General features: G+C 38.6%; 20 protein-coding genes and 1 tRNA gene. 8 read left to right on the forward strand and 13 right to left on the reverse strand.

What is annotated here, in order from left to right; genetic code table 11:
- Positions 1 to 349: 349 nt before the first annotated feature.
- The 6 genes from J4051_RS16525 to J4051_RS16550 all read left to right on the forward strand — a co-directional run bounded on the left by J4051_RS16525 (position 350) and on the right by J4051_RS16550 (position 5,567).
- A tRNA-Leu gene (locus tag J4051_RS16525) sits at positions 350 to 433 on the forward strand.
- A gap of 248 nt (positions 434 to 681) precedes the next feature.
- On the forward strand, positions 682 to 1,581 hold the full coding sequence (locus tag J4051_RS16530) for a MerR family transcriptional regulator (RefSeq protein ID WP_208234985.1): 900 nt from the start codon (positions 682 to 684) through the stop codon (positions 1,579 to 1,581).
- Positions 1,582 to 1,629: 48 nt separating this feature from the next.
- The gene (locus J4051_RS16535; protein ID WP_208234986.1) at positions 1,630 to 3,117 is read left to right on the forward strand and encodes a phytoene desaturase family protein; all 1,488 of its coding nucleotides are present in this window, start codon (positions 1,630 to 1,632) and stop codon (positions 3,115 to 3,117) included.
- Positions 3,101 to 3,940: a phytoene/squalene synthase family protein gene (locus tag J4051_RS16540; protein ID WP_208234987.1), complete on the forward strand. Its 840-nt coding sequence runs from the start codon at positions 3,101 to 3,103 to the stop codon at positions 3,938 to 3,940. Before J4051_RS16535 ends, J4051_RS16540 begins: the two co-directional genes overlap by 17 nt.
- A gap of 8 nt (positions 3,941 to 3,948) precedes the next feature.
- A complete protein-coding gene (locus J4051_RS16545; RefSeq protein ID WP_208234988.1) occupies positions 3,949 to 4,398 on the forward strand; it encodes a sterol desaturase family protein in 450 nt (149 codons plus the stop codon).
- Between the two features lie 14 nt (positions 4,399 to 4,412).
- Positions 4,413 to 5,567 (forward strand): lycopene cyclase family protein, encoded by a 1,155-nt coding sequence (locus J4051_RS16550; RefSeq protein WP_208234989.1) that lies wholly within the window; start codon positions 4,413 to 4,415, stop codon positions 5,565 to 5,567.
- Here the strand turns inward: J4051_RS16550 and J4051_RS16555 are convergent.
- The 8 genes from J4051_RS16555 to J4051_RS16585 all read right to left on the reverse strand — a co-directional run bounded on the left by J4051_RS16555 (position 5,553) and on the right by J4051_RS16585 (position 15,476).
- Complete coding sequence (locus J4051_RS16555) at positions 5,553 to 6,119, reverse strand: TlpA family protein disulfide reductase (RefSeq protein WP_208234990.1); 567 nt, start codon at positions 6,117 to 6,119, stop codon at positions 5,553 to 5,555. The two genes, J4051_RS16550 and J4051_RS16555, sit on opposite strands and share 15 nt — an antisense overlap.
- Positions 6,120 to 6,183: 64 nt before the next feature.
- Positions 6,184 to 8,448 carry an aconitate hydratase gene (locus J4051_RS16560; RefSeq protein ID WP_208234991.1) on the reverse strand — a complete coding sequence of 755 codons (2,265 nt, stop codon included), beginning with the start codon at positions 8,446 to 8,448 and terminating at the stop codon, positions 6,184 to 6,186.
- A gap of 240 nt (positions 8,449 to 8,688) precedes the next feature.
- Positions 8,689 to 9,798: an acyltransferase family protein gene (locus J4051_RS16565; RefSeq protein WP_208234992.1), complete on the reverse strand. Its 1,110-nt coding sequence runs from the start codon at positions 9,796 to 9,798 to the stop codon at positions 8,689 to 8,691.
- Between the two features lie 315 nt (positions 9,799 to 10,113).
- Positions 10,114 to 10,311: a GldL-related protein gene (locus J4051_RS19300; RefSeq protein ID WP_394368932.1), complete on the reverse strand. Its 198-nt coding sequence runs from the start codon at positions 10,309 to 10,311 to the stop codon at positions 10,114 to 10,116.
- On the reverse strand, positions 10,311 to 11,264 hold the full coding sequence (locus J4051_RS16570) for an AAA family ATPase (RefSeq protein WP_208234993.1): 954 nt from the start codon (positions 11,262 to 11,264) through the stop codon (positions 10,311 to 10,313). The genes J4051_RS19300 and J4051_RS16570 overlap by 1 nt, the downstream gene beginning before the upstream one ends.
- 1 nt (position 11,265) lies before the next feature.
- Positions 11,266 to 12,717: a peptidylprolyl isomerase gene (locus J4051_RS16575; protein ID WP_208234994.1), complete on the reverse strand. Its 1,452-nt coding sequence runs from the start codon at positions 12,715 to 12,717 to the stop codon at positions 11,266 to 11,268.
- Positions 12,680 to 13,534 carry a peptidyl-prolyl cis-trans isomerase gene (locus J4051_RS16580; protein WP_236027563.1) on the reverse strand — a complete coding sequence of 285 codons (855 nt, stop codon included), beginning with the start codon at positions 13,532 to 13,534 and terminating at the stop codon, positions 12,680 to 12,682. Before J4051_RS16580 ends, J4051_RS16575 begins: the two co-directional genes overlap by 38 nt.
- Positions 13,527 to 15,476: a peptidylprolyl isomerase gene (locus J4051_RS16585; protein ID WP_208234995.1), complete on the reverse strand. Its 1,950-nt coding sequence runs from the start codon at positions 15,474 to 15,476 to the stop codon at positions 13,527 to 13,529. The genes J4051_RS16580 and J4051_RS16585 overlap by 8 nt, the downstream gene beginning before the upstream one ends.
- 357 nt (positions 15,477 to 15,833) lie before the next feature.
- Here J4051_RS16585 and J4051_RS16590 point away from each other — a divergent pair, with 357 nt between their 5' ends.
- Both J4051_RS16590 and J4051_RS16595 read left to right on the forward strand, forming a co-directional pair.
- Positions 15,834 to 16,289 carry an SRPBCC family protein gene (locus J4051_RS16590; RefSeq protein ID WP_208234996.1) on the forward strand — a complete coding sequence of 152 codons (456 nt, stop codon included), beginning with the start codon at positions 15,834 to 15,836 and terminating at the stop codon, positions 16,287 to 16,289.
- The gene (locus tag J4051_RS16595; protein ID WP_208234997.1) at positions 16,282 to 16,518 is read left to right on the forward strand and encodes a hypothetical protein; all 237 of its coding nucleotides are present in this window, start codon (positions 16,282 to 16,284) and stop codon (positions 16,516 to 16,518) included. The genes J4051_RS16590 and J4051_RS16595 overlap by 8 nt, the downstream gene beginning before the upstream one ends.
- Positions 16,519 to 16,647: 129 nt before the next feature.
- Here J4051_RS16595 and J4051_RS16600 read toward each other — a convergent pair whose 3' ends face one another.
- From J4051_RS16600 to J4051_RS16620, 5 genes are all read right to left on the reverse strand, one after another.
- Positions 16,648 to 17,349 carry a tetratricopeptide repeat protein gene (locus J4051_RS16600; RefSeq protein ID WP_208234998.1) on the reverse strand — a complete coding sequence of 234 codons (702 nt, stop codon included), beginning with the start codon at positions 17,347 to 17,349 and terminating at the stop codon, positions 16,648 to 16,650.
- Positions 17,350 to 17,614: 265 nt separating this feature from the next.
- Positions 17,615 to 18,547 carry a peptidylprolyl isomerase gene (locus J4051_RS16605; RefSeq protein WP_208234999.1) on the reverse strand — a complete coding sequence of 311 codons (933 nt, stop codon included), beginning with the start codon at positions 18,545 to 18,547 and terminating at the stop codon, positions 17,615 to 17,617.
- A gap of 424 nt (positions 18,548 to 18,971) precedes the next feature.
- Complete coding sequence (locus J4051_RS16610) at positions 18,972 to 20,363, reverse strand: exopolysaccharide biosynthesis polyprenyl glycosylphosphotransferase (protein WP_208235000.1); 1,392 nt, start codon at positions 20,361 to 20,363, stop codon at positions 18,972 to 18,974.
- A gap of 861 nt (positions 20,364 to 21,224) precedes the next feature.
- Positions 21,225 to 22,250, reverse strand: coding sequence for a glycosyltransferase family 4 protein (locus tag J4051_RS16615; RefSeq protein WP_208235001.1), 1,026 nt, complete (start codon positions 22,248 to 22,250; stop codon positions 21,225 to 21,227).
- Positions 22,201 to 23,565, reverse strand: coding sequence for an O-antigen ligase family protein (locus J4051_RS16620; RefSeq protein WP_236027564.1), 1,365 nt, complete (start codon positions 23,563 to 23,565; stop codon positions 22,201 to 22,203). The genes J4051_RS16615 and J4051_RS16620 overlap by 50 nt, the downstream gene beginning before the upstream one ends.
- Positions 23,566 to 23,569 lie beyond the last annotated feature (4 nt).

Raw genomic sequence — 23,569 nt, forward strand, 5'->3', positions numbered from 1 at the left:
CTCTTTTATCTTTATTCTTTTCTCCTGCTTCTTGGCTCCTGGCTCCTTGCTCTTTATTCTTTTCTCCCGTTTCTATTTTCTATTCTCTTTTATCTTTATTCTTTTCTCTTGCTTCTTGGCTCCTGGCTCCTGACAGTGTGTAGACAGGTAGAAGTTGAGGAGTTTAATAAGAACCTAATGAGATTATAATGAACTCTTCTGAAAAGTAAATTGAAAATATCGCAATTAAAATAATTGATTTTTTATATTTGCACCGCTAAAGTTCTTTTGGATTTAGTTTTGTTTACCAGACATAACGCAGAACGCTAAGCAATTGCTTGACATTCAAATCCATTAATTATTATGTAATGCGCACGTGGCGGAATTGGTAGACGTGCCAGCTTGAGGGGCTGGTGACCATTAGGTCGTGGAAGTTCGAGTCTTCTCGTGCGCACTATTTGCAAATCATTGCTTCAGAATGGAAGCTTCTCCGACAAATCCGTGCTTTCTAAAGCGCGGTCTATCTAAAGAATCAGATGGAGTATGATCTAAATAAGGATAAGCGTTTTTTAAATCTAAAGTGACAACTGAATCACCAACCGCTTTTTCAATGCATTCCAATATTATTTCCTTTTAAAACACATGCCTTTTTACAACATGTCATAAAATAGTTTAATTTTGTTTTATACTTTTCAAAAAAGAATGAACAACATCAAAACGATTTTCAGTATTAAGGACTTAGAAAACCTTACGGGAATAAAAGCGCATACCATCCGGATTTGGGAAAAACGTTATGATCTGCTCGAACCCGAACGCACGGACACCAATATTAGATTTTATAATTTAGGTCATCTTCAAAAATTGTTGAACATTAGTTTTTTGAACAATAATGGGCTGAAGATCTCAAAAATAGCATCTTTAAAAACTTCTGAAATACATGACCAAGTCAGAGCATTAGCGGGCAAAGGCCAAGTGAAAAATCATGCCATAAATACGCTAAAATTAGCGATGTTGGATTTTGATCAGGAACTTTTTTATGAAACCTATAATGGACTCATTAAAAACAAATCGTTCCGAGACCTGTTTTACGAGGTGTTTATACCTTTCCTTTCTGAAATTGGCATGCTATGGCAAACAGACACCATCACTCCTGCCCATGAGCATTTTATTTCGGCGCTCATCAAACAGAAGCTATTGGTAAATACGGAGCTTCTTCAGGCCAAAAACAAAATAGAGCACAACAATGCCTACGTTCTTTTTCTCCCGGATAATGAAATCCATGAGATTGGTCTCATGTTTGTAAATTATGAGCTTGTGGCAAAGGGACAGCGCGCAATTTTTCTGGGTTCCAGTGTTCCAATCGTGAGCCTAACTGATGTACTGGCCTATTATAAACAGGTGACGTTCATTTCCTATTTTACAGTCAACCCTCCAAAAGCGGAACTCTCCAACTATCTTGCCGATTTTAATGCACAGCTTCTAAAAGATAATAACCATGAATTATGGATTCTTGGTCAGATGACACAACACATTGACACTAAGGGTTTACCAAAGAATATTAAAACTTTTAAAACAATAGACAGTTTAATTGCGACGATTTAATGCCTTAGAATTGTTTTTTGTTTAACTTTTATTTACTTTTGTTAAACAATGAGATTAAATATAGCCATCATCGGTTCTGGATTTTCTGCATTATCTGCAGCATGCTACCTTGCAAAAGAGGGTCATGAAGTTACCATTTTTGAAAAAAACAAGACCATCGGAGGTAGGGCAAGACAGCTCAAGAAAGAGGGATTTACCTTTGATATTGGCCCCACCTGGTATTGGATGCCCGATGTCTTTGAACGTTTTTTTGCCGATTTTGGAAAACAACCTTCAGATTATTATCAACTAGAAAAACTGAATCCAGCCTACAGCGTTTATTTTGGAAAGGACGATTTTATTACCATTGAAGACACTTTGGGGAAAATTTGCGACACCTTTGAAAAAGAAGAACCCGGAAGTTCCCAAAAACTTAAAAAATTCATTGCCAACGCCCAACACAATTATGACGTAGCCATTAAGGATTTAGTGTACCGACCAGGAGTGACTCCTTTTGAGTTGATGACTCCTGTGACCATTAAAAAATTGGATCAATTTTTTAGCACCATAAAAAAGGACGTCCGTAAGGAGTTTAAAAATGATCGCCTTGCCAAAATCCTGGAATTTCCAGTACTATTTCTCGGTGCAAAACCTGACAACACCCCATCATTTTATAGTTTTATGAATTATGCCGATTTTGGAATTGGCACTTTTCATCCAAAAAAAGGGATGTATGAAGTCATTTTAGCCATGGAACAACTCGCCAAAAGCTTGGGAGTGACCATTAAAACGGAGAATTCGGTCGAGAAAATTTTGGTTTCGGATAGTGAAGCAACCAGCATCATTTCCAATGGTGAAGTCTATAATTGTGATATTGTTTTGAGCGGCGCCGATTACCATCATGCAGAAACTTTATTGGATAAAAAATACCGCCAATATTCCGAAGCGTATTGGGAAAAGAAGACTTTTGCGCCTTCCTCCCTCCTATTTTATGTGGCCTTTGATAAAAAAATAAAAAACGTCAACCATCATACGTTGTTTTTTGATGTTGATTTTGAAGCGCACGCCAAAGAGATCTATGACACCCCAAAATGGCCAGAAAATCCATTATTTTATGCAAGTTTTCCATCTTTAACCGATAAGAGCGTGGCGCCCCAAGGTCAGGAAGCAGGTATATTTTTAATTCCGTTGGCACCTGGTTTAGAAGATACAGTCGAATTAAGGTCTGTTTATTTTGACAAAATAATACAGCGTTTTGAAAATTTAACCTCGCAAAGTGTAAAAAATAACATTATATTTAAAGAGTCTTTTTGTGTTAATGACTTTATAGAGGACTATAACTCTTATAAAGGTAATGCCTACGGAATGGCAAATACACTGTTGCAAACCGCCTTTTTAAGACCCAAACTAAAAAGTAAAAAAGTAAAGAATTTATATTTTACAGGCCAACTTACAGTTCCTGGTCCTGGAGTACCGCCATCATTGATTTCCGGAAAGTTGGTTGCTGAACTCATCAAAAAACATCATACACTGAAAGCTCATGAAAGCGCTATTTGACTTCGTCTCACATCAATGTAGTAAGGCAGTTACCAACTCGTACAGCACGTCATTTTCTTTGGCCACCAAAATGTTGGCACAAAGTATCAGACAGGATATTTATAATATCTACGGATTTGTGCGCTTTGCCGATGAGATCGTCGATTCTTTCCACGATTATGATAAAGAGGCGCTTTTCGACCGTTTTGAGGAAGATCTGGAACTCGCCCTTTTGCATAAAATCAGTTTGAATCCCATTTTGAATGCCTTTCAGGAAACGTATCACAAATACAATATTGACAAGGATTTGGTGGTTTCTTTTATGAAAAGCATGCGATTGGATTTGCACAAAAGTGATTACTTGACGGAAGCAGAATATAAAATGTATATTTATGGCTCTGCCGATGTGGTCGGGCTCATGTGTTTAATGGTGTTTGTGAAAGGTGACAGAAAAAAGTATGAACATTTGAAAGAAAGTGCCATGAGTTTAGGTTCAGCATTTCAAAAAGTGAATTTTTTAAGGGACTTAAAAGCCGATTATGAGGATTTGAGCCGGACATACTTCCCCAACACCAATTTGAATCACTTAGATGAAGGTTCCAAACAACGGATAATCAAGGATATCGAGAATGATTTTACTTTAGGTTTTCAAGGTATAAAGGAACTTCCCATTGAGGCGAAATTTGGTGTTTTCATGGCCTATCGCTACTACTACCAACTCCTTAAAAAGTTGAAGAGCACCCCTGCATTGGAAATAAAGTCCACTCGCATCCGCGTACCCAACTATAAGAAGTTTGAACTTTTGACCAGAAGTTACGTCAAGTATCAACTCAATTTAATGTAAATTTGATCATGCAAACATTTTATTGGATCCTTATATTTTTTGGCACATTTGCCATGATGGAGTTTAATGCGTGGTTTACTCACAAGTACATTATGCATGGTTTTCTATGGAGCCTTCATAAAGACCATCACAAAAAAGACCATAAAAGCTGGTTTGAACGCAATGATGCCTTCTTCATCTTTTATGCCGTGGTGAGCATGACCTTGTTTTATCTTTGGAGTTATGAAGATCTTTGGTACTGCCTTCCGCTTGCACTCGGCATTTTAGCTTACGGAATTGCCTATTTTACCGTTCATGACATTTTCATACATCAACGCTTTAAAATCTTTAGAAACGCCAATAACAGGTATGCTAAAGGGGTAAGACGCGCCCACAAAATGCATCACAAGCATTTGGGAAAAGAAGATGGCGAATGTTTTGGGATGCTTATCGTTCCTTTTAAATACTTCAAAAAATAATCGATAGGTCAGACATGCAAGACGATAACCATTTTGATTATCTCATTATTGGAAATGGTCTTGCCGGGTTGCAATTAGCCTTGGAACTGTCAAAAGATCCATTTTTCAAGACCTACACCATCGGTCTTATTGATCCCTCCAATAAATCTGAAAACGATAAAACCTGGAGTTTTTGGGAACAGGGTCAGGGAAAATTTGACGCGATTGTAGAAAAGGTTTGGCACACTGCGAAATTCGAATCTGCTGAAGTTTCATTAACCCTGCCTCTCAAAGAATACGATTACAAAACCATCAGATCCATTGAATTTTACAATTGGGCAAAAAAGGAACTATCAGCAAAAGACAATTTCAAATTCATTTTAGATACTGTTCAAAACATTGAAGAAGCTGATGGCATCAAAGTCGTTGGCGACCACCAAAGCTATTCGGCAAACCATGTGTTTGACAGCAGAGTTCCCAAGGAATTTTACGCGAAGGAATCACATTACACCTTAATCCATCAGCATTTTAAAGGATGGATCATCGAAACTGAATCGGCTTGCTTTCAACCGGAAGCTTTTACGATGATGGATTACAGATTTCAATATAAAGATTCCACAAGTTTTATCTATGTCTTGCCATTTTCCGAAACCAAGGCCTTGGTAGAATATACCTTTTTCACACCATTTCTGGTTGAAACTGAGGTTTATGAGGAGGCACTAAAAAACTATCTCAAAACCGAATACCAACTAAGCAATTTTCAAATTCTGGAAACTGAAGTTGGCAATATTCCGATGACCGATTTCCCATTTTGGAACTATCACACAGAAAATATTACTAAAATTGGTACTGGAGGCGGTTGGGTCAAAGGCTCAACGGGCTATTCTTTTAAGCATACCGAAAAGCATGTTGCCAAAATTATAGAGAACATCAAAGCAAAGAAAAGTCCCTCCCATCAATTATTCAAAAAGAAATTCAAGTTTTACGATAAGATCTTTCTAAAAGTACTCCACGATGAAAACGAAAAAGGCGTGTGGATTTTCGAAAGCTTCTATTCCAAAAATTCCATAAGGACTATGTTTCGGTTTTTAGATGAGGAGACCACCTTTTCGGAAGACCTCGGCATTATGAAATCGCTTTTTTCAATGGCTTTCATAAAGGCTTTCTTTAAGGTATTATTCAAGTCGTAAAAGATCATCCAATAATTTCCTTACACTCTTACTGTTCCAATCGGCCGCACCCGTCTTATCAATAACGATATTCCCTTGTTGATCCAAAACAAAAGTCCGCGGAATGGAAGACGTTTCCAATTGCTCAGGATTTGCAGTCAAAGAAGCATGCACTAAAAACTCGTAGTCATTCTTTTTCTTGAATTTGGAAATGACCTCTTGCGTTTCATTTGAAACAAAAAGAAAATCGACATCGTCCTTATAGTCTTGATATAATTTTTCCATACTTGGCATTTCAGCAATACATGGCGGACACCAAGTCGCCCAGAAATTGATAAAAACCACCTTTCCTCTGGCGTCATTAAAGTTATAGGCCAAACCATTCTCATCTACAAGTTGCCAGTTATAATCGGTCAGAACAACACGATCCTCTTCGTCAATCACCGACGGACTGAACATAGCCAAACCCTTTTGTAAAAAAACTTGAATCGGCTGTCGTGTTTGCGGGATAACGATCAGCAAAATAATCACAAGAAAAATAATATTACTACGTTGACTTTTTGATATTTTCATTGCCATAAATTAAAAACTCCCAATATTCATCGGGAGTTTTATAATTAATAATACGATTATCTACTTAAGAAGCACTTTCCTTTTTAATCAAGTTCAATGCAGAACCTTCATTGTACCAATCAATTTGTTGTTGATTGTACGTATGGTTCACTTTGATAACGTCCTTACTGCCATCGGCATGAACGAACTCTATATGAAGTGGTTTGTCCGGCGCAAATTGATCTAAGTCCAAGAAATTGATGGTATCATCTTCCTGAATCAAATCGTAATCACTTTCATTATCGAAAGTCAAGCCCAACATCCCTTGTTTTTTAAGGTTTGTTTCATGGATACGTGCAAAAGACTTCACCAATACCGCCGCAACACCCAAGTGTCTTGGCTCCATGGCCGCATGCTCACGAGAAGAACCTTCACCGTAGTTATGGTCGCCCACAACAATCGTATGGATACCTTTTGCTTTATAATCTCTTGCTACATCAGGAACACCGCCAAACTCACCAGTCAATTGGTTTTTAATAAAGTTTGTTTTCTTTCCAAAAGCATTTACGGCTCCAATAAGCATATTGTTGGAAATATTATCCAAATGCCCTCTGTAACGCAACCATGGTCCAGCCATTGAAATATGGTCTGTGGTACATTTTCCAAAAGCTTTGATCAATAGTTTTGCACCAGTAATTTTATTTCCTAAAGGTGTAAAAGGTTCTAATAATTGCAAACGCTCTGAGGTTGGACTAACCGATACATCCACTTTACTTCCGTCTTCAACCGGCTCTATATATCCTGCATCTTCTACATCAAAACCTCTTGGTGGCAATTCAATACCTTGTGGTGGATCCAATCGCACTTCTTCTCCATCTTCATTGATCAAGACATCATTCATCGGATCGAAATCCAAACGTCCCGAAATAGCAATTGCAGCCACCATTTCTGGAGATCCCACAAAGGCGTGTGTATTAGGATTGCCATCAGCACGTTTAGAAAAGTTACGGTTGAACGAATGTACAATCGTATTTTTCTCATCCCCTTTTAAATCACTTCTATCCCACTGCCCAATACAAGGCCCACAAGCATTCGTAAAAATAGTGGCATCTAAATCTTCAAATATTTTTAAAATACCGTCACGTTCTGCGGTGAAACGGATCTGTTCAGAACCCGGATTGATCCCAAAGTCTGATTTTGCTTTTATATTTTTATCTACGGCCTGTTTCGCAATGGAAGCAGCACGTGTCAAATCTTCATAAGACGAGTTGGTACATGAGCCGATCAAGCCCCACTCAACTTTAATTGGCCATCCTTTTTCTTTGGCAAGTTTACCAAGCTGTCCAACTGGCGTAGCCAAATCTGGCGTAAACGGTCCGTTTAAGTGTGGACGTAAGGTATCTAAGTTAATTTCAATAACTTGATCAAAATAGGACTCAGGATCTTCATAAACCTCAGGATCACCGGTCAAATACTCACGGATTTTATTAGCTTCATCAGCTACTTCATTACGGTCTGTCGCTCTTAAGAAACGCTCCATAGAATCGTCGTAACCAAATGTAGATGTCGTCGCGCCAATTTCGGCACCCATATTACAAATGGTTCCTTTTCCTGTACAGGATAGGTTCTTTGCACCAGGTCCAAAATATTCAACAATGGCTCCGGTACCACCTTTCACGGTCAAAATACCAGCCACTTTTAAGATCACGTCTTTAGAAGCAGTCCATCCGTTCAAATTTCCTGTCAATTTCACGCCAATCAGCTTAGGAAATCTCAATTCCCACGCCATCCCGGCCATCACGTCAACAGCATCTGCACCTCCAACACCAATAGCTACCATTCCCAATCCACCTGCGTTCACAGTATGCGAATCGGTTCCGATCATCATTCCGCCTGGAAATGCATAATTTTCTAAAACAACTTGGTGGATAATACCTGCACCTGGTTTCCAGAAGCCGATACCATATTTATTAGATACTGACGCTAAAAAATCAAAAACTTCACTGCTCGTTTCATTTGCCCGTTTTAAATCTGGCGCTGCACCTTGCTTTGCTTGAATCAAGTGGTCACAATGTGTTGTTGTAGGAACTGCAACTTTAGGTTTTCCTGCTTGCATAAACTGCAACAGTGCCATTTGTGCCGTAGCATCCTGCAACGCAATCCTGTCCGGAGCAAAGTCTACATAGTCTTTACCTCTTGTAAAAGCGGTGGTTGGATTCCCATCCCAAAGGTGGGCGTATAAAATCTTTTCAGATAAAGTTAAAGGTTTACCAACAATCTGACGTGCTTTGTCCACACGTTCAGGCATAGTTTTGTAAACTTTTTTAATCATGTCAATATCAAATGCCATAGAGTATATTTTAAGGTTGATGTTTATTTTATGTTCCGAGGACTCGGAGTGTGCAAATTTACGAAATTTAAGAGACTTTTAAAAATCTGTAAGGAAATCAAACAAACATTAAACATTCATCAATAAATAGCAAATAAAAGGCTGCGAAATAGTGACTTTGACAAAATAGATGCTGATAAAATATTGAATTAACAATTTATCTGATCAGTGAATCTTTTCAAAATGAAAATTGAAGGTATTTTATCGCAACTTTCTGTCACGGTAATTTAAAATTGGCTTCTCAAAATAGGTATAAACCAAATTCGAAATACTCAGTGTTAACAGCAAATAAATCGTACACAAACCAATTTTCATCATTAGGGAGGCTGAGTTAAGATCAACAAAATAATAGAAGCACAACAAAATGGCGGAAAAATTCACAAGATAAATGGCATAAGATCGGGTGCTAACAAAATATATGAGTCCGTTAAAAGTTCCACTGCGTTTCATCCCGATAGCATAAGGAAATAATAACCCACAGCTCATCGAGATCAGAGGAAGGTACATAAAGACAAAGAAATACAGATGGGTTTCCGGTTGTATGTTCGCAATATAAATCAAGAGATGGGTTGCGGCGAAAACGCTACCACCCAGAAGCAAAAACCCCAGTTTAAACCTTTGAAAAAAGTCCGGCCAATGTCGCATCAAATACACCAGCAAAAACCCGATATATATAGCATCCAATCTATAAATCACCACTTTCCTGAACATGGAACTCCAATTCTTCTGACTTAGCGAGTCGGTATTCATATAGAATTGGATCTTCAACAAAAACCCCATCAAAATAACCGCCAAAGTGGCCCATAAAAAAACAGAGTTCTCTCGGTCTTTAAAAACAAAGAATCCGCAGAAGAGAAGAAAGGGCAAAATTAAATACGCATATTCTTCAATTGACAAACTCCAAGACTCTGTAAAAAACTCGGACTGAGGGTCTGAAAAATTCTGAAGAAACACAAAATAGGAGCCGATGGTATCGGGTAAATCTTTCGAAAAAACATAAAGAATTCCGATGTTTATGAGCAATATTAAGAAATAGTTGGGCAAGGTCCGCCACCAGCGACGCTTCCAAAACGTCAATAAATTAGAGAATTTGGTGCGTTTTTGCTCAATTTCCTTTAATAATATGCCGCCGATTAAAAAACCGCTCAACACAAAAAACAGATCGACCCCCACGGCCCCCATTGTTCGTATCAAGACGACAATCAAATTCTCGGAATCTTGAACAAAGAAAAACGTAGCATGGGACAGGACGACCAAAGTAATAGCAATTGCTCTTACCAAATCCAATCCGAAATTACGTTCTCTTCGCATTCAAAAAAATTAAGGTTGAATCAAACACCTCTCGGCATTAAAACCCACTAGTGGGAATAAACTATTATAAACACAAACAATGACTAAGCCCTGCAAAGCTTTCTATGGGAATAAAATAGCTTACCAATTTTATTATGGTGTAATAAGTAAATGCATGCTCTATGATATGATATTGTCACTAATCAACAAAAGCGTTCTCATTGTTTTAATAGAAGTAACCATCTGCTTTCAAAAATAAAAGTTAGCAAATAAGAAAGTTCTATAATCTCATATTGGAGAGGCTCGATTGTTTTCTATATGACATTGAACACTTTCTCAATTCGTTTTTCCATTGTAAATCTTGATAAGCTTTAGTATTGCCATAACTAAGGAAATAACTTCAAGAGCCATTCCAGCAATTAAAGCTTCCACAGCAAACTGCCAATGCATTATTTTGAATAGGCTCCCTATTATGATGAACACAAAACCAGATAGAAAGAGAATAAGTGGTAAGATGAATGTTTTTAAATTCATTAAAACACGCTTTTTATAATCTGTTCATCGGTAATGCCTTCAGCTTCGGCCTTATAATTTTTGATGATGCGATGTCTGAGAATGCCATTCGCCACAGCTTGTACATTTTCAATATCCGGAGAGAACTTACCATTAATAGCGGCATGTGTTTTGGCTGCTAAAATCAGGTTTTGCGAAGCTCTTGGCCCTGCACCCCAATCGACAAACTCTCTCACCAAATCGGAAGCTGATGCTTCTTTGGGTCGTGTTTTACCAACCATCGCCACTGCATATTCAATAACATTGTCCGCAACTGGAATGCGGCGAATCAAATTTTGGAAATCGTTAATTTCTTGGGCTGAAAACAATGGATTGACCGTTGGCTTCAAATCGGTAGTTGTCGCTTTGACTACTTGTACTTCTTCTTTAAATGAGGGGTACTCTAAGTGGATGGCAAACATAAAACGGTCCAACTGAGCTTCTGGCAAAGGATAGGTTCCTTCCTGCTCAATTGGGTTTTGTGTGGCCAGTACAAAATAAGGCAAGCTTAATTGGTAATGGTGTCCCGCCACGGTTACGGAACGCTCCTGCATGGCTTCCAATAATGCAGCTTGTGTTTTTGGAGGCGTTCTGTTGATCTCATCCGCCAAGATGATATTTGCAAATATGGGACCTTTGATAAATTTAAACTGTCTGTTCTCGTCCAAGATTTCACTGCCAAGAATATCACTCGGCATTAAATCGGGTGTGAATTGGATGCGTTTGAAGTCAAGACCCAAGGCTTGGGCAATGGTATTGACCATTAATGTTTTTGCCAATCCGGGAACGCCAATCAATAAGGCATGTCCGCCGGAAAAAATAGAAATCAAGATTTGGTTCACCACTTCATCCTGCCCTACAATCACTTTGGCAACTTCAATCTTTAAGGCTTTATACTTTTTTACAAACTGTTCTACCGCAGCAACGTCAGACATACTATCCTTTTTTTAACCAATTACTTTCAAACTCACAGTCTCTGTATTCGCCATTAATATTGATATAGGTATCCATCACTTTCTCATTGACCCATTTTTCAATGGCCTTGAATTGCTTGTCCTGTTCTGTCAAGTTTTTGATTTTCAGATAATCTTTGGCAAAATCGGCCTCATGTTCATTTATTCGGTCGGTAACGGTCAAAATCTTAAATTTTATCGGATTGATGCGGTCTTCATCTTGAAGCACTAAACTGATCTCACCATCCTTTAAGCTTTCAATTTGGGTATAGAGCTCTGGATCCATTTTGGTCAATTCAAAACTGTAGTCTTGCGTCCGTGGATTGATGAGCTGTCCACCATCGTTCCGCGTTTCATCCTCGTCACTGAATTCCCTCGCTGCTTGAGAAAAGGTAATTTCGCCATCTACAATACGCTTGCGGACAAGTTCCATCTTTTCCTTCGCATCTTTTATGGCTTCTTGAGTGACTGAAGGACGCAATAAAATATGACGCACATCATATTCTTGACCTCTTATTTTTTCCAAATAGATAATATGATATCCAAAGTCGGTTTCAAAAGGATCAGAAACTTCACCTTCCTGCAAAGAGAATGCAACATCTCTGAATTCCTTCACCATCTGCGGACGCTTTCTGTTCAAGGTAAATAAACCTCCTGTTCTACGCGATGATACATCATCAGAATATAAAACGACTTTAGAGGTAAAACTCGCACCTCTTTCAACAACATCTTCTTTAAATTCTTTAAGTTTCTCTATAACTATTTGTTTTTCAGCATCAGAAATCTTAGGGATAATAACAATCTGGGCAACCTTTAATTCCGTACCAAAAAACGGGCGTTCTTCTTTAGGGATATCATTAAAATATTGTCTTACTTCTTCTGGAGTGACTTCAATATCTGCAACTATCTTTTCTTTCATCCGGCCTGCAAGTTGCTGACTTTTGTTGATTTCAAACATTTCGTCACGCAAACTTTCTTCTGTGTCTTTGTTATAAAACTTGAGCATTCTTGGTAAACTTCCGTCCATTTGCTCCAATATATAGCTAAATTGTTGATCGACCTGAGAGCGAATCTCCAAGTCATTGACCACAATACTATCTTGAACAGCGTGATGCGCATATAGTTTGTCTTCAAGTAACTTCCCAAACAACTGACAGCGGTTGGGCATATCTGATTTAGACACTCCTGAGGCTTCCAATTGGGCCAATTGCTTGTCAAGATCGGAATCCAAAATAATATAGTCGCCTACAACAGCAACTACACCATCAATTTTTACACGCTTTTGAGTAGACGTGTCTTTTATTCTTTCCTTTTCTACAACCCCTTCTTCAATGACTTCCTGAGCAGAAGTAAACGCATAGGATAATAGGACAACTAAGGTTAATGCGAACTTAAGATTAGTTGTAAATTTCAAATTGGTTGTTTTTAATAGCATCTTTTGTAATATCTTTTTCAAATTGCTTGATGAGTTCTAATTTTCTACGATTGAGTATGATCTGATTGACCGTAGGTTTCACATATTCTAAGGGCGCATAATCATTTTGCTGTAGGACCTCATTAATTTGGATCAAATATAGTCCTAATGAATCTTTGAGCTGTATATAATTAGATTTTTTTAACAGTTCTTTTTTGTTATCGGCATTCACAACTGGAATTTTTTGAGCGACTTGAGCAGCCCTGATCCAGACGGAATCGTTTAAGAAATACGATTTAAATTGAATCCCCAAAGAATCAAGAAATCGCTTATCCGTTTCATCAAATCGCTTAAAGCGTTTTTCAATATCCTCTTTATTGAGAGCATTTTGAGAAATATTGATATACCTCAACTTGACCAACTCCTCATTAAGTTTAAAGGATTCCTTATTGCTTTCATACACCTTAAGCGCCTCAGACATGGAGACAGCGGTGTCTATACTCCTTTTTACCAAGGTTTCCACATAAGCTTTTGTAAACAGGTCATTCCGATATTGATTGACGAGCTTACCATATTCGTTCTGTATGTTTTCTGGCAGATTCCTTTTGGCACCGTCAACCAGCAATAACTGGGTTGCCCATCGGGTGATATAGCCATTGACCAAAAGAGTGCTGTCTTCTACAGATGTTCCTCCGGCCACCAAATCTTCAACGTCCTCTTTATAGAGATAAGATTCTCCAACTCTTGCAATTGGCGTCCTAGAATCAGTCTGCTTGAAAAAGTTGCAAGAGACCAAAAAGCTACAATTTACGAGTATAAGAATTGCTCTTTTAATCAATTTTGGGTTGGATTTGAGATTTCACTTTTTGTAAAACATCAGCATTTATCTCCACTTCATAACGCTCATTAAGCGCCTCCAACCAATTGGCTTCCAACGTATTTTGATAATCACTAATAATCTTACCTTTTGCCTCGTCAAAGGTCTTATTGGTTTTAGGCAATAATGCATTCACTTTCACAACATGATACGCATCATTGTATCGATAAATTTTAGAAAGTCCTGTCCTGAAAATTCCATCCTGAGGCAAACTTTGATCATTTGAAGGCCTGATTCCTTTGGTAAACATAACTTTCTGTTCCTTCTCTGTGTTCAGTTCTTTGCTGATATCATCTGCCGATTGACCTCTTCTCAAAAGTCGTGCAACTGTTTTGATATCATTTTCTTTAGCTCCCGTAGCAATAAGGACATCTACACGATCTTCCCAAAAATAATCATCTTTATGGGTCTTGTAATATTTTTGCAAGCCTATAGTATCTGAAGCGGCGGCATTCCACACTTCCTTTTCCATAAGATCAAACAATAACAACCCATCTCTATATTCTCCTAAGATTTGGGCAAAGTCTGCATTTTCAAACTCCAAATTATCTTCATGATACTTTAGGATAGCGTCTTCTTCAAAGTTTTTATACTCCTTCTCAATGACCGTTCTAAAAGGCATCTTTTGGTCTGCATACACTCTTTGGATGCTCATCAGACGCTTTCCAAAATCGTCGTATCTTAAAGTATCTGCTTCAATGGTCAATAAGATTTGATCCTTTTCAAAATTTTTCGGCAAGGTCCATGAGCTCGAGAAAAAATTGGCATTCATAATAGATTCAAAATAGCCTTTTGCATTCGGGTTGATCACCAGCTCATAATTGGCCTTTAAATCATTTGCCAAAGAGGTATTGATCAGACTGGAACGTGAATCGCGCTGGATTTTATTCTCAATATCAAACTTCACATCATTATAGGGTGGTACTCCTTTTTTATCCAATAGCTTAATAATATGCCATCCGTAATTGGTTTTGAACGGCTCTGAAATACCACCAATAGCCTTCATATCAAAGGCCACTTTCTCAAATTCAGGAGCGCTCAATTGTCCGCCGGTAAATGGCGCCAATACCCCACCATTGTTAGCTGAGCTCTTATCGTCAGAAAACTGTTTGGCCAAGGACTCAAAGTCTTCTCCTTGTTTTAACTTCTTATAAATCTCACGGATCCGTTTTTCAGAATCAGATATACTATCTTGTTCATTGGCCGTGACCATGATGTGCGCTACGGTCACCTCACCAAGTGAACGTCTTTTGTCCTCAACATTGACAATGTGATAACCAAAACGTGTTCTAAACGGCATAGAAACATCACCCACCTTAGTAGTATAGGCGGCATTTTCAAACTCGTAAACCATTTTAAAGGCTGAAAAATAACCTAACTCTTCAGCAAAAACAGTCTTCCCATCGTGGACCTCGTCTTTGACCTTCGCAAACCCCTCCTTGATGACACGATCACGCAATTTCAATAGCTCCTGATATACCTTTAAAGTGTCTGTTTCATTTTCATCTAGGCGGATCAAGATGTGCGACCCCTTTACATCATAGCCCATTCGGTCATAAGCTTCCTTCATCAAGGCCTCTGTAACCTTTGATTCGGATAGGTAGTTTTTAACCAACTGATCTTTGTACGATGAAAACTCTCTTATATATTTGGTATCTTGATCTAGTCCCAAACGCTTGGCTTCTTTGACCTTTAACTGATAGTTCACGAAAAGATTGAGATAGCCATCAATATCCTTCTGGCTTTCATCCTTTACCAAATCGAGATTTTTATTGTAAACTCTTATAAATTCCTCCGCTTTAATCGGGTCGCCATCAACGGTAAACAATACGTCCTCAGGAGTCACTTGTGCATTTGCAAAGGCCGCGAGCCAAAGCACCAATAAACTGATATATAATTTCATTATGTTAATTTGATATCTTCATTTTAAAACATGGCAATTCTATAGTCTTTTGAAAGGACGGCCATATCTTTGTGTTAAAAACAGATTGACAATAGTTGCAAAAATAATATAATTAGTGCATTAAACAAGTTGCTTTTTTTCAAACGAAGCACATCGGTGTTTAGTATATCAATTGGCGTATAAGGCAGGTAATAAATATCGATTCAAGAACTTGGAGGCCTGCATTATCTCATGAAAAATGCTTTTATAGATCAATAAATAACATTTCAGCAGTTTTTTTTACAGTTAAACATTAGGAGATCCATTCTTTTTAGAAACCAATGTATCTTTATCCCAAGATTTTCATTTTTTTGATCAATGAAATATACGCTCGACATCCTAATTGAGGCTCCTTTGGAGGTTTGTGCCAAGAAATTTAGCATAACAGAATACATGAATCACTGGCACCGCGGCTTGGTTTCGATAGAACATTTATCGGGAATCCCAAATGAACTTGGATCAAAAATGAAATTACATTACAAGATCGGAGGACTCAATTTAAATCAGATTGAGACCATCACCCATAAAAATTTACCCCATGAGCTCCATTGCTCCTACGCCACAAAAGATCTGGACCATCTTCAAGATAATTTTTTTACGGCCACATCCCAAAACCAAACCAAATGGACCAGTGTTAATGAATGTGTGCCACTAAATTTTAACATGCGCATCAAACTATGGCTAATGCCAAAAACATTTAAGAAACAGTCGTTGCAAGCGATGAAAGATTTTAAGAACTTTGTCGAAAATGGAACTTCAGTAGCTCATGCGTAAACTAAAATTAATTTGGGATTTTAAAGGTCCCGACGGCATAAAGATTGCAGAACACCATGCCATTCATCTCAACGAATTTATTGAAGCAGAAAACTACGAGGATCTCTCTACGGGGTTTGAAGCCCTCAATGAGTTTCACGCGATTGCTTTTTTAATTACTCCTGAAAACCAGATGAAACCAATAAGAGATGCGTTAAAACCCCATCGTGGGCAGGTGTATACTGAATAATTGCCGTGGTTTTTAACACAAATAGCGTGGGAAATTATTCATCGCGAATCAAGAACCTCGGGATATTAAAACCCACTGGTGGGAATCAATGCTTCCAATCTCTATTGACTTCAGAAAGACTTTAATGTCTTAATCTCTATTTTCAGCATAAGCATCTACAAATTTCTTTGCACGTTTATTTTTCGGATTCAGATCAAGAGCCTTTTTGTAATTGACATAAGCCTGCATACTGTCTTTAGTTTCCAAATAAGCTTCGCCTAAACTATCATATACATTGTCACTTTCCGGAAACAAAACTGTATTCATTTCAAAAATGGCAATGGCATTTTCGTACTTCTTCTTTTGCAATAAACCGTAGCCAATATTATTTACCTCCTGCTCCTCAATATAAATCTTCGATGCGTTTTGTTTTTTAAGTTCCAAAAACCCCTCGATGGCAAGGTCATATTCGCCGTCATTTAAATGCATGCGTGGCGTTTTGTAGTGGTCATCAACTTTGGGATATTCAAAAGTCAGAATCTCATCATCATCTTCAGACACCAGTCCGAGATACATTTTCTGGTTGTCCTGATGTTTTACAAAGCGTAATTTCTTGTAGAGGTCAGCCACAAAAAAAGTGTTCTCATCCAAAACCACAGGGGTCTTCGCAACGCCTTTATATTTTACAAACAACTTATTCTCGTCATAAAAGATGTCAATAATTTCATTGTTATCGTATAAATAACGTCCTGAAGTTTGCTCAATATGCTCCGCAGAATAATGTATATTTTTTGAGCAACTTGAAATAATGACAATTAAAATTAAGGCTAATAAAGAAGTTGTGGTCTTCATTCGGTTGGATTTAGTGGTGAATAATGGTATAAAAAAAGTCCCATTAAAGAATGAGACGATTTTTATTATGAATTGTTACTTGATTGTAAGTGCTTATTCTAATTGATTTCCAAAAAAGACTTCTAGTCTTGGTTCCTACTGGCCAGTAGATTGACTCTTCTAGCGCAACGAGAATTGCTAAGCTTGTCTAAGAATCTTGACTCTTTTAGCGCAGCGGTCTTGGTTCTTTTTCAAAATAATACTGAAAGAAAAGTTGGATTCTTGCTTATTTCACATCCATCAATTCCACATCGAAAACCAAGATGGCATTTGGAGGAATCACACCTCCAGCGCCTTGTGCCCCATAGCCCAAATCACTTGGAATGACCAAACGCGCCTTGTCACCTACTTGCAACAAGCAAATACCTTCGTCCCATCCGGAAATCACCTGACCCACGCCAACTTGAAAGTCTAAAGGCTGGTTTCGTTTGTATGAGGAATCAAAAACAGTTCCATCGGCCAATTGGCCTTTGTAATGCACAGAAACCATTTTACCTTTTTCAGCAGCCTTTCCGCTACCTTTATTAATTATTTTATATCGTAAACCGCTGTCTGTCTGTTCAAAACCAGCAGCCAATTTATCAAGTTCGGCCGCTTTCGTTTTGCGCTCTTCAGCAATTCGTTTTTCTCTTGATCCTTCAAAAGTTCTAAAAGCTTCAACAGCATTGAAATTCTTGGCTTCTTCGCCCTGTCTGACAATCTCTATTTTTTCTATCACATCACCTTGTGCAATAGCATCAACCACATCCTGACCTTCAACCACATTTCCAAAAACAGTGTGCTTGTCATCTAACCAAGGGGTAGCAATATGCGTAATAAAAAACTGGCTTCCGTTTGATCCTGGCCCTGAATTAGCCATAGACAAGACACCTGGAGCATCATGTCTTAAGTCCTGATGAAACTCATCGTCAAATTTATAGCCTGGATTTCCAGTTCCTGTGCCTTGCGGACAACCACCTTGGACCATGAAATCAGGAATCACACGATGAAACTTCAAACCATCATAAAATGGTTTGCCTTGTGGCTTAACAGAATTCTCTAAATTCCCTTCTGCCAACGCCACAAAATTACCAACCGTCCCCGGGGTTCTTTTGTATTCTAAATTCACTAAAATATCACCTTTATTGGTGACGAACTTTGCATATAAACCGTCTTGCATTATTTTTTGTTTTTATTTGAAGCTGCAAAGATACGAATTGATTTGGAAAATTTTAGGGATTAGGGAAATGGCATTAGGAAGTTAACTCGCCCAAACCTAAAAAGATTCGTTCGGCCAAGTCGTAAATCGTTAAAGCCAAGAGGGGATACAAAGTTGAGCAATGACTTTTTTAATGAAAAGATGCTCTTTGGGGCTTTACCCCCAGCCCCTAAAGGGGTGAGGAGGGATCTGGCTTTTGGAATAACAAATAACGGTTAACTCTATTCAGGGACATTCATCAATCATCAACCCGCCCATACTTTAAAAGGTACGTTCGGGCGAATCGTTAATCAAACTTCACACACCTCTCTCCAACTCACTTCTCCGCCACACTATCCACTACCAACTACCCACTACCCACTACAAATTACCCACTACCCACCAACTACTGCCCTCTATAATAAACCACCGTACTTAAGGTCTTCACCATGATATTCAGATCGAGAAATATGCTTCTATGCTTAATATAGAATAAGTCATATTGCAATTTAACGAGACTCTCATCAACCGAAGCGCCATACCGTGTTTTCACTTGCGCCCAACCTGTCAGTCCAGGCTTCACGATGTGTCGGGTTTCATAGAAAGGAATGGTCCGGGCGAGTTCATCAACAAAAAATTGCCGTTCAGGTCGCGGACCGATCACACTCATCTCGCCTTTGAGGATATTATAAAACTGGGGGATTTCGTCTATTCTACTGCGTCGCAGAAACTTTCCAAATTTAGTGATCCGCACATCATTGACTTTCGCCCATTCGGCACCATTGGTTTCGGCATTGACGATCATGCTTCTCAGCTTGACAATCTTAAAAATCTTTCCGTTTTTACCCACCCGTTCCTGTTTGTAAAACAAAGGGCCTTTGTTGCCAAAAAGATTTCCTATCAAGATAAATGGTAGAATGAAAATCCCAACAAGCAATCCAATCATCGAAAAGAGGATATCAAATATGCGATGAAAAAACAGGTATAAGGTGTTTTGGTTACTGCGGCTAAAAGGGAAATATTTATAAAAATCCTTTCCAACAAATTGAATCGGCACCCGATGCGTGATCTCTTCATACACCTGGGTATATTCCCTGATGGTAAAGCCGCGCTCCAAGAGCTGCATGAGATCACTATAGATGTCCGCAGTGATGGTCTCCGTATTAAAGCTGGCCACCACTACTTCTGAAATCTGCTCGTCAATAATCATCTGCATCAAGTCATTGGGCTGAAATTCAGGAATCCCCTTAAACTTTATCGGATGCTCCTTTGGTAGTTCGCAATTGATAAACCCGACAATCTTATAATGCGGATCAGATTGGCTTAGGGCATTGACAAAAGCTTCTACATAAGTGACCTCACCAACCAACAGTACCTTTTTATAAAATCGGGGGGACGCAATCAAACTGACATAGGCCACCCGCCAAAAAAAGATACAAAAGATGATGGTCAGATAAAAATAGACAATTTGAAGGCGTTTCTCAGGTAAAAAAGGGGTCAATACCGGGGTCAAAAAATAGAAGAGCACACTTGTAGAAACCATGAGTACAATGATCCTAAACGTCACATCAAGTTGACTCGATTTCTGTAAATCGTAAATTTCAAAAACCGTCCCAAAGACGGCTAAGTACAACAAGAGAAGAAAAATGGCCACACTGTTGTCCCAGCAAATCTCAAGATAGGTATAATCAAAAAAGAAACTCAGCAAGTATAACCCAAGCACCACCATCACCAAATCCATTCCTCGGAGCAAGAGTTTACGCTCTGAAACTTGAAAATGAATTCTCTTTTTTGGCATTTGTTAAAATAATCTTAAAGCGAAGATAGTAAGTCTTCACAATTCTACAAGTATTCATCGGATTTTATCATTAAATGTCAGCAGATTAAATGTTTCAGTCTTCAGTCCTCAGTCTTCAATCAAAATTCTCCGATCATTAATCGTTAATTATTATCCAAAAAAATCGTTAACCCGCCCATACCTACAAAGGTCCGTTCGGGCGGGTCGTAAATCATCAACAGTCCTCAGTCTGTCAATGCCAAAATAACATTGAATAATTTTCACGTTAATAGTCAGTATTAATTATAAAATCCAAGGTCTTTTGAGGGCCTTTGTGCAACCTGTGTCTGCTTTGTGAAACTCTGTGCCTCCTTTGTGGAACTCTGTGTAACAACTCAAAAAATTGAAGTTTACTTTTTTAGACACTGATTACACGAATTTTCACGGATTCAATAATTTCACCAATTTCATCTTATATCAGCAAAATCTCTCTGAATTACCTGTGTCAGGACTATTATGTCCCGCAGATTTACTTCGCCAGTTCGCTATCGCTCGGGTTGCAGATGCTCGCAGAACACTAATCCATTAATCCTTCCTTAAAACAGTCTATAACATTTCCTTACTTACTACACCAACTAATCCCAAATCCCTAAAACCTCTTTCCTTTGTGCGTCATAGTTTTATGGCAAGAAACTCGCATCTATAAAAACGATAAGGAAGTCAGTTAAACCCTTCATTTTCAATTTCCCGCCTTCGCTTTACTACGGACGGGCAGGCAATTTCAATTTAACTTCAGCAAACCAATGACTTAGACATCTCCTCAATCTTCAAAGCCCAAACTCTGAACTCATAACTCATAACTCATAACTCTGAACTCTGAACTCATAACTCATCCCTCCCCAACAACACCTCCTCCCAAAGTCCTCTCACTTTCCCCCAATCAAAATCTTCCACCTTCTTCCTCGCCCTAACAACCCTCGCCTCCGTCCGATCAACATCTTCAAAAGCCGAACAAATCGCATCCGCCATCGCCACTTTATCACTAGGAGCCACCAAAAGCCCATCCTCGCCATCGTCAATCAAATACGGCATCCCACCCACATTGGTTGACACGACAGGAAGTCCCAAAGCCATAGCTTCAATGACGCTTACCGGCATATTGTCAAAATTGGTGGTATTGATAAACACATTATAATCTTTTGAAAGTTCAATCCATTCAGCTTTCGTGAGTTTCCCAGTAAAAGTAACGCACACATTCAGCCGTTCCGCCAAGGCCTTCACCTCGGCCAAACTCCCATCCGAATCGGGTCCTACCATACATAAAGTTGCATCATAACCACGTTGCCTAAGTGCATGCAACACCTTGACCGCCAAAGTCGGATTATAAATTTCAGAAAACGAACGCACCCACAAAAGTCGGGGTGCATCATAGGTTTTTTTGTGCTGCGGGTAATTTTCAAGGCTAATGGTATTGGGAATATACACCACATTCTCATAGCCAAACGCTTCAAAGCTTTCTTTTAAATATAAAGACGGAGACACATTCGCATAAGCATTCTTAAAAAGTTTCTTGGAGCGTTTCGGAGATTTTTTTAAACGGTTAGGCAAATTGCCGCCATGCAGAATGGGCAAATAGGGCAATTTTAATAGTCGGCACAATTGACTGACCAGCAACGCGAAATAAAAGTTCTGGGTACTGTACGTATCAATCAGCACGAGGTCTGTTTTTTTACGAGAGATAAATGTGGTCCATAGCATATCCCAAAGTCTCAGTACTTTATTGGTTTTATTGGAGGTATAATGTACTTCATAACCGCCTTGCTCTAGCAAAGGTCCCAAAACAGCACTGTAACTAAGGTTAGTCTGTGAGTTCTGGAGATGGTTTCCGACGTAGACTAGGTTTTTCATTTCTAACGTTTAGTAAAGCGAGGCCATATATAAAGGCTGGTGCCGCAACTCTCATAGAAGAGTGATTAATAGTAGCAAACCAAAATGCTAAAAAAGCATAAAAATAATAATTTTGTCTATTGTTAGCGCGCATATTCAATGGTTTAAATAAGAGAATAACCAAGATAATCACACCAAAAATACCATGTTCTGCCAAGGTGCGGCTTATCTCATTGTGAGAAGTTAATCCTTGCTGAGCTTCTTCAATACGTTGGTCTTTAGCACGACTGGAGCCTATTCCTAAAAAGGGACTTGCAACAAAGCCTTCTAATTCATTGATAAACAACTCTGTCCTACCGGTAGTAATATCTTCCTTTTCAATACCCGCAGCGTTTTGATTGGCATAGCGTTTTTCAGCTAGACCTCCAGATTGATTCGAGCTTATTACCCATGCCAAGGCTAATGCTCCAATAAACAAAATAAACGCACTTAACACTTGATTTCGGACCTTCGGTTTTGCTTGCTGGTAATACATCACTAGAAAAATGGCAATACATAAAAGTCCGGTAATCACACCGCCTCTACTAAACGTAAGAATGGCACGGTACGATATTATAATTAAAAGCACCATATTTAACAGCCTAAAACTAAATGTCGGTGAATTCAAAAATATCCGAACAGCTAAGATAAACATGCCTAACCCTAACGCACTTGCTACTTGATTGGCTCCAAAGCCACCAGCGGCTGCACTATTAGAAGCTGTACTAGTCAAAACATCTCGTAAATCAGGTGCATAAAAATAAACATATGCAGTATGTGCAAGAATCGGGAGTAACATATATAATAAAACTTCCGACATCTGCTTAAACGATATAGGCTTATTATAACAAAATAAAGCTGTCAATCCCAAACAGACAGGACCACTCAGAACAAAAGCAATATTCGTCCTGAAATTGGCGTCAAAACTCAAAGTGGTGGAAGCCACAAAAATTGAAGGAATCAATAACATGAGATAGATGAAGTAAGGATAGCCTTTACCAGATAAGCCCCTATAAAATATACCCATCATTACAAAAAGGATGACCATATACTTCCCGGCTTCGTAGGAGATACCACCCTTTGTGGCTCTAAACAGTACTTCAGCCCCCACAAAGTAAGCACAAGCTTTTAGAACTTCATAGGTTTTCTCCTTCTCTGCAACTGTGATGATGCGGAATAAAAAATAAAATGTAGCTGCAAAAAAATAGAGCTTAGCAATATTCTCAATAAGAAAAATTAAAATCCCCAAAGCAACATGAAAACCAACAAGAGTGATATAGGTAATATTAGTCTTCAAATTA

Origin of the sequence: Gelidibacter pelagius (assembly GCF_017581925.1) — a bacterium.
GTDB lineage: Bacteria > Bacteroidota > Bacteroidia > Flavobacteriales > Flavobacteriaceae > Gelidibacter > Gelidibacter pelagius.

Bases quoted from the DNA above. Each gene is read 5' to 3' on its own strand.
- J4051_RS16550 (WP_208234989.1), top strand. From the start codon at position 4,413: ATGCAAGACGATAACCATTTTGATTATCTCATTATTGGAAATGGTCTT.
- J4051_RS16585 (WP_208234995.1), bottom strand. From the start codon at position 15,476: ATGAAATTATATATCAGTTTATTGGTGCTTTGGCTCGCGGCCTTTGCA.
- J4051_RS16615 (WP_208235001.1), bottom strand. From the start codon at position 22,250: ATGAAAAACCTAGTCTACGTCGGAAACCATCTCCAGAACTCACAGACT.
- J4051_RS16545 (WP_208234988.1), top strand. From the start codon at position 3,949: ATGCAAACATTTTATTGGATCCTTATATTTTTTGGCACATTTGCCATG.
- J4051_RS16590 (WP_208234996.1), top strand. From the start codon at position 15,834: ATGAAATATACGCTCGACATCCTAATTGAGGCTCCTTTGGAGGTTTGT.
- J4051_RS16610 (WP_208235000.1), bottom strand. From the start codon at position 20,363: ATGCCAAAAAAGAGAATTCATTTTCAAGTTTCAGAGCGTAAACTCTTG.
- J4051_RS16530 (WP_208234985.1), top strand. From the start codon at position 682: ATGAACAACATCAAAACGATTTTCAGTATTAAGGACTTAGAAAACCTT.
- J4051_RS16605 (WP_208234999.1), bottom strand. From the start codon at position 18,547: ATGCAAGACGGTTTATATGCAAAGTTCGTCACCAATAAAGGTGATATT.
- J4051_RS16535 (WP_208234986.1), top strand. From the start codon at position 1,630: ATGAGATTAAATATAGCCATCATCGGTTCTGGATTTTCTGCATTATCT.
- J4051_RS16540 (WP_208234987.1), top strand. From the start codon at position 3,101: ATGAAAGCGCTATTTGACTTCGTCTCACATCAATGTAGTAAGGCAGTT.
- J4051_RS16570 (WP_208234993.1), bottom strand. From the start codon at position 11,264: ATGTCTGACGTTGCTGCGGTAGAACAGTTTGTAAAAAAGTATAAAGCC.
- J4051_RS16595 (WP_208234997.1), top strand. From the start codon at position 16,282: ATGCGTAAACTAAAATTAATTTGGGATTTTAAAGGTCCCGACGGCATA.
- J4051_RS19300 (WP_394368932.1), bottom strand. From the start codon at position 10,311: ATGAATTTAAAAACATTCATCTTACCACTTATTCTCTTTCTATCTGGT.
- J4051_RS16555 (WP_208234990.1), bottom strand. From the start codon at position 6,119: ATGAAAATATCAAAAAGTCAACGTAGTAATATTATTTTTCTTGTGATT.
- J4051_RS16600 (WP_208234998.1), bottom strand. From the start codon at position 17,349: ATGAAGACCACAACTTCTTTATTAGCCTTAATTTTAATTGTCATTATT.
- J4051_RS16565 (WP_208234992.1), bottom strand. From the start codon at position 9,798: ATGCGAAGAGAACGTAATTTCGGATTGGATTTGGTAAGAGCAATTGCT.
- J4051_RS16560 (WP_208234991.1), bottom strand. From the start codon at position 8,448: ATGGCATTTGATATTGACATGATTAAAAAAGTTTACAAAACTATGCCT.
- J4051_RS16575 (WP_208234994.1), bottom strand. From the start codon at position 12,717: ATGCTATTAAAAACAACCAATTTGAAATTTACAACTAATCTTAAGTTC.